13 protein-coding genes and 1 other RNA gene are annotated in these 10,811 nt (G+C 49.9%); 6 read left to right on the top strand and 8 right to left on the bottom strand.

Going from position 1 to position 10,811, the window contains the following annotated elements; genetic code table 11:
- The 4 genes from rpiA to AC6R1O_RS04035 form a co-directional block, all read right to left on the bottom strand.
- On the bottom strand, positions 1 to 446 hold a 446-nt coding region (rpiA, locus tag AC6R1O_RS04050), incomplete at its 3' end, for a ribose-5-phosphate isomerase RpiA (protein WP_500656520.1).
- A gap of 64 nt (positions 447 to 510) precedes the next feature.
- Positions 511 to 1,098, bottom strand: coding sequence for a 5-formyltetrahydrofolate cyclo-ligase (locus tag AC6R1O_RS04045; RefSeq protein WP_500633014.1), 588 nt, complete (start codon positions 1,096 to 1,098; stop codon positions 511 to 513).
- A 49-nt stretch (positions 1,099 to 1,147) separates the two neighbouring features.
- Positions 1,148 to 1,329: non-coding RNA, 6S RNA (gene ssrS, locus AC6R1O_RS04040), on the bottom strand.
- Positions 1,330 to 1,336: 7 nt separating this feature from the next.
- Positions 1,337 to 1,642, bottom strand: a complete 306-nt coding sequence (locus AC6R1O_RS04035) for a cell division protein ZapA (protein ID WP_334554159.1) — start codon at positions 1,640 to 1,642, stop codon at positions 1,337 to 1,339.
- A gap of 237 nt (positions 1,643 to 1,879) precedes the next feature.
- On the opposite strand from AC6R1O_RS04035, the gene AC6R1O_RS04030 reads away from it, so the two are divergent.
- From AC6R1O_RS04030 to AC6R1O_RS04020, 3 genes are read left to right on the top strand one after another with little or no spacing between them, the layout of a single operon-like run.
- Positions 1,880 to 2,458 (top strand): YecA/YgfB family protein, encoded by a 579-nt coding sequence (locus tag AC6R1O_RS04030; RefSeq protein ID WP_487901387.1) that lies wholly within the window; start codon positions 1,880 to 1,882, stop codon positions 2,456 to 2,458.
- A gap of 20 nt (positions 2,459 to 2,478) precedes the next feature.
- Entirely contained in the window at positions 2,479 to 3,657 is a 1,179-nt protein-coding gene (ubiH, locus tag AC6R1O_RS04025; RefSeq protein WP_500656519.1) for a 2-octaprenyl-6-methoxyphenyl hydroxylase, read from the top strand.
- Positions 3,658 to 3,692: 35 nt separating this feature from the next.
- Positions 3,693 to 4,919 carry an FAD-dependent 2-octaprenylphenol hydroxylase gene (locus AC6R1O_RS04020; RefSeq protein WP_500656518.1) on the top strand — a complete coding sequence of 409 codons (1,227 nt, stop codon included), beginning with the start codon at positions 3,693 to 3,695 and terminating at the stop codon, positions 4,917 to 4,919.
- Positions 4,920 to 5,086: 167 nt separating this feature from the next.
- Here the strand turns inward: AC6R1O_RS04020 and AC6R1O_RS04015 are convergent, their stop codons facing one another.
- The 3 genes from AC6R1O_RS04015 to ygfZ all read right to left on the bottom strand — a co-directional run bounded on the left by AC6R1O_RS04015 (position 5,087) and on the right by ygfZ (position 7,326).
- Complete coding sequence (locus tag AC6R1O_RS04015) at positions 5,087 to 5,293, bottom strand: DUF1107 domain-containing protein (protein WP_334554167.1); 207 nt, start codon at positions 5,291 to 5,293, stop codon at positions 5,087 to 5,089.
- Positions 5,294 to 5,891: 598 nt separating this feature from the next.
- Positions 5,892 to 6,374 (bottom strand): aminoacyl-tRNA deacylase, encoded by a 483-nt coding sequence (locus tag AC6R1O_RS04010; protein ID WP_500656517.1) that lies wholly within the window; start codon positions 6,372 to 6,374, stop codon positions 5,892 to 5,894.
- Positions 6,361 to 7,326, bottom strand: coding sequence for a tRNA-modifying protein YgfZ (gene ygfZ / locus AC6R1O_RS04005; RefSeq protein ID WP_500631816.1), 966 nt, complete (start codon positions 7,324 to 7,326; stop codon positions 6,361 to 6,363). Before ygfZ ends, AC6R1O_RS04010 begins: the two co-directional genes overlap by 14 nt.
- Positions 7,327 to 7,506: 180 nt before the next feature.
- Between ygfZ and AC6R1O_RS04000 the strand changes: the two genes are divergently transcribed.
- Entirely contained in the window at positions 7,507 to 7,767 is a 261-nt protein-coding gene (locus tag AC6R1O_RS04000) for an FAD assembly factor SdhE (RefSeq protein WP_334554172.1), read from the top strand.
- Complete coding sequence (locus AC6R1O_RS03995; RefSeq protein ID WP_500656516.1) at positions 7,736 to 8,185, top strand: protein YgfX; 450 nt, start codon at positions 7,736 to 7,738, stop codon at positions 8,183 to 8,185. Before AC6R1O_RS04000 ends, AC6R1O_RS03995 begins: the two co-directional genes overlap by 32 nt.
- Positions 8,186 to 8,187: 2 nt before the next feature.
- Here AC6R1O_RS03995 and nadB read toward each other — a convergent pair whose 3' ends face one another.
- Positions 8,188 to 9,816 (bottom strand): L-aspartate oxidase, encoded by a 1,629-nt coding sequence (gene nadB / locus AC6R1O_RS03990; protein WP_334554174.1) that lies wholly within the window; start codon positions 9,814 to 9,816, stop codon positions 8,188 to 8,190.
- Between the two features lie 361 nt (positions 9,817 to 10,177).
- Between nadB and rpoE the strand changes: the two genes are divergently transcribed.
- Positions 10,178 to 10,759, top strand: a complete 582-nt coding sequence (gene rpoE / locus AC6R1O_RS03985) for an RNA polymerase sigma factor RpoE (RefSeq protein ID WP_334554176.1) — start codon at positions 10,178 to 10,180, stop codon at positions 10,757 to 10,759.
- The last annotated feature ends 52 nt before the right edge of the window (positions 10,760 to 10,811 follow it).

The following is a 10,811-nucleotide window of genomic DNA, read 5'->3' as shown; positions in this document are numbered from 1 at the left end:
TTAACCAGCTCACGTGCAACGTAAGCGCGAGCCATAGGGATGACTTCAACAGGCAATGGGAATTGACCAAGAACGTCAACGGCTTTGGTGTTGTCGACAATACAGATGAACTTGTCGGAAATCGCCGCGACGATCTTTTCACGAGTCAGTGCCGCGCCGCCACCTTTGATCATTTCACGTGCTGGGTTGATCTCATCCGCGCCATCGACGTAAACATCCAGTTTGGTCACGTCATTGCAATCAAACACTTCGATACCGAGTCCTTTGAGTTTCTCGGTGGAAGCTTCAGAGCTGGATACGGCACCTTTGATGTCGTCTTTCATTGTGCCCAATGCATCGATGAAGTGATTCACAGTGGAGCCTGTACCCACACCGACAATGCTGCCTTTTTCGACATATTGTAGTGCAGCCCAGCCGGCTTCTTTTTTCATTTCATCTTGAGTCATGCCCATCTCCTAAATGCGGTGTAAATATCGGTGAATTGCGCGCGATTATAGCCGCAAATGGCGTCTATTCCCAATCCCATATCCGGCTTGGGGTCACTATTTTTGGAAGTGGCACGTCCCATTGCTCAGCAGGTAGGACATCAACGTGTTGGCAATCATGGGCTAAGCCAATTGGCTTTGCGCCTTGCGAGCAGGCAAACCATTTGGCTAAGGTACGATCGTAGTAGCCGCCGCCCATGCCAAGGCGTTGGCCACTGGAGTCAAACCCGACCAAAGGTGTGCAGATTAAATCCAGTTTTTCTACCGGGATGACTTGAGTTTGGTCAAGCTTGGGCTCTGGAATGTAGAAGCGGTTTTCCACTAACGGCGTGTTGGCGTGATAGTGCAAAAACAGCAGGTGGCCTTTGGAAAAAGGATGCAGCACAGGGAGATAGGTTTTTTTACCTTGTTGCCATAGCCATTCGATTAACGGCATGGTGTCAATTTCGCCGTCCGTTGAGAGATAAAGTGCGATGTGCTCGGCAGAGGTGAGCTCTGGAAGTGATGAAAACTGATGCACGAGATCAAGCGCGGCGAGGTGCTGCACATCACTGGCAAGTTGCTGTCGTTTTTGGCGGATGGTTTGACGAAATTGTTGTCGAGACTCAGACATGCTGCGTTACCCCTATCAAAGGGTAAATCCAACGCATGTTGCGCAAGGAGGATACCCCAGAGTGCCGTTGGAGATGTTGACCCTTGAACCAGCTGGTTCAAGGCGGATCAGCAATGATAACCGTAGGCTTCTCGGTGCATGCCGAGCTTGCTCAATAGCTATCAAGTACCGACCCTTGGGTATTGCTTATCGGCTCAGGGACTAATCCCCTCACGCACACTCCAGGGTAAATTCTTGATTATTGCTGTCCTGGCTTTACTTTATTCAATGCATCGTCAATCGATGCGGTGAGCAATTCCATGCGCTCACACATGTGATTCTGTTGCTCTTCCACAGTATCACGGGTTTCGAGTTCATGACAGAAGTTCAGCGCGACGAAGGTCAGCAATTGCACTTCATTGGTCATTTTAGTTTTTGCGGTCATCTCTTTTAGGCTTTCATCAAGGCGCTTTGCAGCTCGACGTAGTGAGTCTTCTTGTCCCGCAGGGCAATTCACTCTCGTCAGCTTTCCTAAAATTTCGACATCTACCGCTTGATTACTCATATCAATTCAAATATTCCGATTAAGATGACAATCCAGCGCCCTACGCAATGTCACCGAGGAGGAAACTATAGGAAAAGCCTAGATAAGATTCAAGCTTTTCACGACCGACTCGGGTGTAAAAAGACACGAAATGGACAATTTGCGTAAAAGCTATTCACTATTGTCGATTCGCGCGTTTTCGCCAGGTGTGGTAAGTGTTAGGATTAGCCCCATTCCTGTAAAATTTGGGTCATTTCTATGAGCAATAAATCCCTACCAGATTACCTCTCTCTCGCTAGCGAACTGCAAAGTGCCGGATTAGCTGTAAACCCTTCTGAGCTACACGGCTTATTGACGGGCATGCTCAGCGGTGGCTTGAGTCTGACTGATAAAAGCTGGCAGCCGATGCTGTTTGACTACACCAACGAAGGCATGGGATGGCCAACCAGTGCGTTAGCACACGCGCAAAAGACGTTGGATGTGACGGTTGCAGATATGACCAGCGCCAGCTTAGAGATGGCCTTGCTATTGCCCGATGAGGAGGCCAGTGCTTCGTTGTTTGATGTGGCTGATGGTGTGGCCGATTGGGTAAACCATTTTATTTCTGGGCTTGGCTTGGTCGGCACCAATTTGAAAAAAGCGTCTCAAGAGTGCAAAGAAGCCCTAGCGGATCTTGAGGAGATCTCGAAATTGGGTATCGACGAAGATGATGATCTGCAAGAGCAGGCCGATCTACTTCTGCAAGTGATCGAGCACATCAAAGCGTGCGTACTGACGATTCATGCCGAGTTCGGTCAAAAACCGAGTACGCCCGAGCGCGCACCTACGATCCATTAATTCGTCAGTAAGGAATCAGGATGAAGCAGTATGATGTGGTGATATCAGGGGGAGCCATGGCGGGAATGACGCTGGCTCTCGCGCTGGATACTCTGTGTCATGGTGAGTTGTCGATTGCGGTTGTGGAGTCTTTCGAGTCCGATCACAGTCGACACCCTGGCTTTGATTCGCGTTCGATCGCGCTCTCTTATGGCAGTGCGAAGCAGTTGAAGCAGTGGGGGCTGTGGGCAGCCATCGCGCCAGTGGCAACGAGCATCAATCATATCCATGTCTCTGATCGCGGCCATGCAGGCATGACGTCGATCAGAAGAGAAGAGATCGGTGATCAAGCGTTGGGCTACGTTGTCGAATTGGCCGATGTTGGGCGTATTTATCACCAACTGGTCAGTGAGCGCCCCGCGATTACGCTCTACTGCCCAGACTCCGTGCTACAACTTGAGAGAAGTGCTCAGCACGTTGAGATCGCCCTCTCTAGTGGCGAGCATATTCGAAGTCGATTGCTGGTTGCGGCAGACGGTGCGTTATCACCGAGCTGCGATCAAGTGGGGCTGACCCTCGATGAGCATGACTTTGAGCAAGTGGCGATCATTGCCAATATTCGTGCTCAGCAGCCTCATCATGGACAGGCATTTGAGCGCTTTACTGAAAGCGGCCCTTTGGCGCTGTTACCTATGTCTCAAGAGCGGTTGTCTTTGGTGTGGTGCGTCAAACCTGATCGCGCTAGCGAGTTGCTTTCCCTCTCTGACAGCGTGTTTTTAGCTCAGCTACAAACGGCGTTTGGTTGGCGACTTGGCCAGTTGCAACAGGCTGGCCAACGCGCCAGCTATCCACTGATTTTGCGTACTCGTCGACAAACGATCGCCCATCGTATCGCGGTGGTGGGCAACGCAGCGCAAACCTTGCACCCTATCGCAGGGCAAGGGTTTAACCTAGGTATCCGAGATGTGGCGACGCTGGCTGAGCTGATTGCGGGCGCACCCAACGATCCTGGGCACTATGATCTTTTGTCCAAATATCGCCAGCGTCGAGAAACGGATCGTGAGCAGACCATTGCGTTGACCGCCGGTCTGGTTCATACCTTCTCGAACGATTACTTAGCCATGCGAATTGGTCGAAACGTCGGACTGGCGGCAATGGAGTGGGCGCCGCCAGTGAAAAAGCCACTTTTACAACGCACATTGGGTTTGGTGGCACGTTAACCGGCCATCACATCGTAGAAAAGAAAGGACAGTTCATGCAAAGTGTTGATATTGCTATCGTTGGTGGCGGAATGGTTGGTCTAGCGTTGGCCGCAGCGCTCAAAGAGACCGATTTGCGGATTGCCGTGATTGAAAGTCAGCAACCCGAGCCTGAGCTAGGAGCATTGCCGGACGTGCGCGTCTCTGCGCTCAGTCGTTCCAGTGAACTTCTATTGCGCAATATTGGCGCTTGGGATGGCATTATTTCAAGACGTGCAGCGCCTTATCAAGCGATGGAAGTGTGGGAGCAAGACAGCTTTGCACGTATCGAGTTTGATGCCACGCAGCTCGCCCAGCCCGATCTCGGCCATATTGTTGAAAACCGAGTCATACAGCTCGCGTTGCTTGAGAAAGTGAGGCAGCAAGCCAATGTATCAATGTTTATGCCGGCCAAGTGTCAAACCCTTGCGGTCGGTGAAAGCGAAGCGTGGTTGACGTTGGATGATGGTCAAGCATTGACGGCCAAGCTGGTGGTTGGCGCAGATGGCGCGAACTCTTGGGTTCGACAGCAGCAAGATATTCCATTGACCCATTGGGATTATGGCCATAGTGCGGTGGTGGCGAGTGTCGTCACAGAAGATGAGCATCAAAGAGTCGCTCGGCAGATTTTTACTGCGCAAGGGCCGCTTGCGTTTCTTCCGCTTAATGATAGTAAGATGAGCTCGATTGTCTGGTCCACCGATCCGAACCGAGCTCAGCGCTTAGTCGAGATGAGTGACACCGAGTTCAACAAGCAGTTGATGGTTGAGTTTGACGGGCGGCTAGGGCTATGTGAAGTGCAAGGTGAACGCTTCGCCTTTCCTCTTAAAATGCGTTACGCACGAGACTTTGTTGCTGAGCGTATCGCCTTAGTGGGCGATGCCGCGCACACCATTCACCCATTAGCCGGTCAAGGCGTGAACTTGGGCTTGCTGGATGCGGCTAGCCTAGCGCAAGAGATCGTCGAGATTTGGCAATGCGGTGAAGATATTGGCCGCAAGCGCAATTTGCGTGCTTATGAACGCTGGCGTAAAGCGGAAGCGGCGAAAATGATTGCCGCCATGCAAGGATTTAAAGATCTGTTTGCCGGCGATAACCCTGCGAAGAAACTGGTGCGAGGGATTGGTATGTCTTTGTTGGGGCAACTACCGGGCGCAAAAGATGAAGTGATGAAGCGCGCCCTTGGGCTTAAAGGCAATCTCCCTGAGTTGGCCAAACGGGCTCGAACACTCCAACCCGATTAAGCTCACTCCGCGCGTTTATCAAGCGCCTATAGGCGGGATACTCTTATCCACAAAAACCTTAGTCGTAAACCATAGCCGCGAAAAGAATAAAGGGTTGGCCACTAGCCAACCCTTTTACTTTACCTCTTTGAGTGTTCCACCCGCGCTCATTGGCGGTATGGTAACGCTCAAGCGTACGCGCAACGGAGCTTCATAATTTCTTGATTCACTTCCTTCACCGCTTTGAAGTGTTTGCTTTCTGCTTTTGCGGGTAGGATGAGCTTGCCATTATCAAACTCAAAACCTCCGACTCCGTAGATGTAGATTCTTCCCTTAAATAGCCGACTCACGTGTTTAGCAATCATACTTGGTGTATAGCGCTTAAACAGTCTCATACGTTGTTCCTTTTCTTTAGCAAGCACTGCGAATCATACTAAATTCCCCAATTAGAATGTGTGATTGTTATGGGGGAATATGCAGTTAAAGTCTTTCTATTTGGATATTTGTGTTGCTGTAGGCAAATTTACGGATAAATATCCAAATTGGTGTGATTGTTACCTCATTTATGTTCTGTCGATTCTGTTCGGTTTGGGGTTTCTCAACGCCGGCAATTAAGCCAGAGCAATATGACAGAAATAAGAATAGCCCAAACTAATAGGAAGGTGTTAGAAAATTGTTAATTGCCAGAAAAAATGCCCGCACAAGGCGGGCGAATAGTCACAGATGCATTACACAAAAAGTGGATGTCCTGAAACAATCAGTGGATTCACTTTTTTGTTGGAGAAGGATTACACTACGCGCTTTACACTAGGTGAATAAAATCGCAGTGCCAAGCAATACATCTTAATTCGCTCGATTCTTAAACCAACGCGAGCAGGATACTGTATTTTATTTCTGGTGACTATATATGCTTTAAAAATGAATAAAAATTTTTAATTAGTGATTGCTAATTGCGATCTTTATCACACAATTTCTGAAAGTGAGAGCTGTGTATCATGTATGAATGATAGCTGATACCAAGGGTTGGCAAAGCTTAAGCAGGTCGTCGCACTGAAGAGCGATACCCGCAAAGGGAGAACCACTACTAATGGTGACAATGGGTTCATTAAGAATGTGAGCATCGAACAGGATCGGCATTTCTTGAGCGAGTAGTAAAGGCACAACAGCTCCGATAGGGTAGCCGGTGATAGTGGGGACTTCGTCTATCGGAACGCAAGTCATGCGGCGCCAATTGAGCTGCGCTCTCACTTTTTTCGGGTCAACGCGGCAGTGCCCAGGGGCACACGCCAAGGCGTAGCGATCGCTCATATCACGCAGCAAAATAGACTTAACCATTTGGGCTGGGCGCACGCCACGTTGCCGTGCTGCCTCTTCAATTGTGATCGCTTCGCTCTCGTGAGGCAGCAAGCGATAGGGCACCTGCTGCTGCTCTAGAAATTGCGTGACTTGAGTACGGATACGCTTACGCCTCGTCAAGTGAGTATGGCAACGGTGCAAACGTCAGACGAGAGTGCTCAAGGTGCTTGAAACGAAAGGGCGTATCTGCATCTAGATTATTTGGCAGCACCGCTAACGCGAGGCACACGCCATCGGTGTATTGGTAGCTCGCCAATACATGGCCCGCACTGCGCCAGTTGTCACCGACCGCACGCTCAAGTTCCGCGTTTTCTTCCAGCACTGCATCGCACTGGCCTTTTAAAATAAACAGGGCTCGCTTGTTGATGCCACGGTATTTCGCTCGTGCTACGGTTTCTTGTCCGGTGTAGCAGCCTTTTGTGAAACTAATCCCGCCGAGCGCTTGAAGGTTCAGCGCTTGAGGAATGTGCTCATTTTGCTGTGTTTGAGTAAGGCTAGGGCTGGCTGACTGAATGTCGTACAGGCGCCACAGTGACTCATCGCTCTTTTGCCCTTCAAAGGCATCGACGATTTGAAATACCGTCTCTTCATTGGTGATCACAACCCAGCGCTGCTGACCGATACGTACCGCGCTGCCTTCGCGTAGCGAACGCACATCACCGCGCTCTTGAGTCAAAGTATCAATAAATGCATCGGCTGCACTGCCCATCACGCCGAGGAGTGTTAGCGGACTTTCACTGAATTCCACTTTGGAAAAAATGGCGTATTTTTTTAGCTCGGCGATCTCTTTCTCAACTAAAGCCTTAGGCTGAAACATCCCATAACCTTGTTGGTGATGAAAGAGATGAAACGCACTCCATACCTTACCTTTCGCATCGCAATGGGCGCCGAGGCGAACTTCATCTTGCGCCAGAGTCACGACGTCACAGGTCAACTGCCCTTGCAGGTAAGACTTACTGTCTTGGCCGGTTGCCTGAATCAGCGCCCAAGACTCCAGTGGGGCTATGGCAAGCGAAGGAAGAGCGTCTTGCGAAGAGAGTGGGAGTGGCGAAAATGTCGTGTTCCAGTCCATAGTTGACTACCTAATAAGTAATGAAGGTGACTTAATTGGGCTATCATAATGCCCCTCTGCGCCCTGAAACAACCTTTGTCTTCAACAGCAAGCGTTCGGACTGTGACTGAGTTAGTAGTTGCAAAGAGCTTTGCTTGTTACACTCGGCGAAAACAACCGACAAGGTGAGGAATAAATAGAATGTACACCGCGGAAGAGAAAGCGCGTATCAAATGGGGATGTCGCCGAGGAATGTTGGAGCTGGATGTGGTCATCATGCCGTTTTTCGAAGAGTGCTTTGATAGCCTGCAAGAAAACGAACAGCGCGATTTTGTGTCACTGCTGGAGTGTGATGATCCAGACTTGTTCACCTGGATAATGGGGCACGGTCGCAGTGAAAACCTAGGTCATGCAGCAATGGTGGACAAAATTGTCGCCCACAACCTCAGTAAGGTACGTTAACTCCCCTTCATCCATGAGCGTTTACGCTCATCCTTCTTTTATGGCCGCTCAAGTCAATGTCATTGTATCGATGTTGACTTGCAGCCTGCTCATCACAAGCGCCTTACCTTTAGTTGTGACGCCTATTGTGTTGTTGCCTCTGTTTCGATGGGCTAACTCAGACGGGATGCTCCAGGAGTCTCTAAAGGGGGCTATCACATTTGATGCTGATTTTTGCTATCACTACCAAGGTCGACAGTTTGGGATCAAAGCGGTCTCCACCGCTTTGTCTGCGTGGGCGCTGTGTTTGACGCGTAGTGACGGTAAGCGTGTGTTGTTGTGGCGAGACAGTCTGCCCGATGAGCACTATCGACATTTGCTGGTGGCGTTGCGTCAAACCAAGTTGCAACAAACAAAAAGGGAGCAGCGCGCTCCCTAGTGTTAATTTTTGATCGACTGACGTCTATCTGGCACGAGAATGGTCGGGCCGCTGTCTTTGGCCAGTTCAGGGTAGTCGAGGGTGTAATGCAAGCCGCGACTCTCTTTACGTTGCATGGCACAGCGCACCATTAACTCAGCCACTTGGAGTAGATTTCGCAATTCCAACAGGTTATTCGAGACTTTAAAGTTGCTGTAGTACTCATGTGTCTCTTGCTGAAGCAGTTGGATACGGCGCATGGCGCGCTCTAAGCGTTTGTCGGTACGGACAATGCCCATGTAATCCCACATGAACAGGCGCAGTTCATGCCAGTTATGTTGGATCACCACCTCTTCGTCTGAGCAGCTGACTTGGCTTTCATCCCAAGCCGGTAAGTTCGAGGCCAGTGTCGCCGATGGCAGTTTCTCAATGATGTCTTGTGAGGCAGACCATGCATACACCACACACTCGAGCAGAGAGTTCGAGGCCATGCGGTTGGCACCATGCAAGCCGGTGTAACTCACTTCACCGATCGCATAAAGCTGCGCCAAATCGGTTTGACCATTGAAGTCGACCATCACGCCACCACAAGTGTAGTGAGCAGCCGGAACGACAGGAATCGGCTCTTTGGTCATATCAATACCAAGATCGAGCAAACGCATGTTGATGGTTGGGAAATGCTTCTCGATAAAGTCTGCCGGTTTGTGGCTAATGTCGAGATACATGCAATCGGCACCTAGGCGTTTCATCTCGAAGTCGATAGCGCGAGCCACCACATCTCGAGGGGCCAGCTCTTCTCTCTCATCGAAATCGGGCATAAAGCGAGAACCATCGGGGCGGCGTAAGTACGCACCTTCACCACGCAGTGCTTCAGTGAGCAAGAAGTTTCGCGCCTCTGGATGATAGAGACAGGTTGGGTGGAATTGGTTGAACTCTAAGTTCGCCACTCGGCAGCCTGCACGCCACGCCATCGCGATACCGTCACCGGATGAGACGTCAGGGTTTGAGGTGTATTGGTAGACTTTGGAGGCGCCGCCGGTGGCTAATACCACAAACTTTGCACGCACGGTTTCGACGTGTTCTTGGTTACGGTTCCAAATATAGGCGCCGATGACTTTGTCCTTATCACCGCCTATTTTATCTTCTGTGATGAGGTCGAGCGCGTTATGGCGTTCGAGCACCGTGATGTTTGGGTGGTTGTGAGCGTTGTCTTGCAGCGACGTTTGCATCGCCATGCCCGTTGCATCGGCCGCGTGCAAAATACGTCGGTGGCTGTGGCCGCCTTCACGCGTGAGATGGTAGCGAGGCGATTCGCCATTGCCGTCATCATCTTCTTTGTCGAAGGGTACACCACCATCAATCAACCACTGCACGCATTTTTTTGCATTTTCGGCGATAAATTTGACGCTTTCCTCTTCGCACAATCCCGCACCAGCAATGAGGGTGTCTTGGACATGGGATTCAATACTGTCTGATTCGTCGAAAACGGCGGCAATGCCTCCTTGTGCATAGTAAGTCGCGCCTTCGCTACGCGGCCCTTTGCTCAATACAATGACCTTGCCATGCTCCGCCACTCTAAGCGCCAATGAAAGACCCGCAGCGCCGCTGCCCACCACTAACACATCACATTGATGTTCACGGTTTGTGTTCATAAAACTGTTACGTTCCCGAGTTAATTTGTACCCGACAAAATCCATCCGCCACGGTCAGCTGTCGCGTACGGGTAGCCATGAATTGCAATAAAAGCTTGCTCTGGCTTGCTATCATAGCACCGCCAGTGGTGCAATTCTTCGTAAATTACATTGCTTTTCCCCTTGGCACTGCGCACAATCAAATCGTCTTCGTGGCAAGGGCATCACTTCTCAAAAAATAGTGAAATTTGTTTTGAACTTTATTTTTATTACTAGGTCACAATAGTGCTCAAGTAAGCAGTGGTGTCAATACTACATTTTGCATAATTAATGCTCATATCTGAGAGGATAAGAGTCGATAACAATAGGAGTACCCGCTCGAATGAACGAGCAGCTGACCGATCAAGTATTAATTGAGCGAGTTCAGAATGGAGATAAGCAAGCGTTCAACCTGTTGGTGATTCGCTATCAAAACAAAGTCTGTAACCTTATCTCCCGCTACATCAATAACCCAGGGGATGTCCCGGATGTAGCACAAGAAGCATTTATTAAGGCGTATCGAGCCATCCCAAGTTTTCGAGGCGAGAGCGCGTTTTACACTTGGTTGTATCGAATAGCCGTTAATACTGCGAAAAACCATATTGTTGCCCAAGGTCGCAGACCACCCGCGCAAGATGTGGATACTGAAGAAGCTGAATATTACGAAAACGGTAGTGCGCTGAAAGAAATATCGAACCCTGAGAATTTAACGTTGTCCAATGAATTGAAACACGTTGTTTTCAGTGCGATTGAAGCACTGCCTGATGATTTAAAAACCGCGATGACGTTGCGTGAGCTCGATGGCTTGAGCTATGAAGAGATTGCTGCGGTTATGGATTGCCCAGTAGGAACCGTACGTTCGAGAATATTCCGTGCTCGAGAGGCGGTGGAGAAGAAAATCCAACCGCTAATGCAACGTCAATGATAGGTAAATGACAACCCTAATGCCTGATAGATAGGATTAATGGTGAATGATA

The organism is Vibrio sp. R11-SG3-ISO3-SZ, from assembly GCF_059834345.1.
Note: the sequence above shows the minus strand (reverse complement) of the source record. Positions and strands in the feature narration are given on the sequence as shown.